The 470-nt window shown below is 47.4% G+C and carries 1 protein-coding gene and 1 pseudogene; both read left to right on the top strand.

Translation table 11 applies throughout. The annotated features are described in order from the left end of the window. A pseudogene (locus RTW80_RS27225) lies at window positions 1-232 on the top strand (prepilin peptidase); the annotation flags it as partial. After that, window positions 232-470, top strand: a 239-nt coding sequence (gene pilV / locus RTW80_RS27220; RefSeq protein WP_312721204.1) for a shufflon system plasmid conjugative transfer pilus tip adhesin PilV, incomplete at its 3' end; no start/stop codon positions are given. The pseudogene RTW80_RS27225 and the gene pilV, both read left to right, overlap by 1 nt.

Here is a 470-nt window from a genome sequence, read left to right as displayed (position 1 = left end):
CCATCGTCTTAATATTGGCACAGGAGACCTGTGGCTTATTGCAGGTATTACCGCATGGTCAGGGCTATATAACGCCATATGGAGTGTGTTGCTGGGCGCAGGAGGATTTGTCTTATGGCATTCAACATGGTGCATAAAAGGACATAAAGAAGGCCCACTGGGTCCATGGCTGTGTCTTGGCCATGTCCTTTTGCTACTGGATAATCTTTATCAACCACTATGGGTAATCTGATGAAAAAATATGACCGAGGCTGGGCATCGCTGGAAATTGGCGCGGCTTTATTGATTGTTATGATCATAGTTGCCTGGGGAGCAGGCATATGGCAGGACTATTTAAAAACCAAAGGTTGGCAGGCTGAAGCTCGTCTTGTCAGCAACTGGGCCAGTGCAGCCCGCTCTTATATAGGGAAAAACTACACAACTCTCCAAGCAAGTAGTACCACATCAACCCCTGCCGTTATCACGACAAC

The organism is Escherichia sp. AM3 (assembly GCF_032029835.1).
Taxonomy (GTDB): domain Bacteria; phylum Pseudomonadota; class Gammaproteobacteria; order Enterobacterales; family Enterobacteriaceae; genus Escherichia; species Escherichia coli.
Note: the sequence above shows the minus strand (reverse complement) of the source record. Positions and strands in the feature narration are given on the sequence as shown.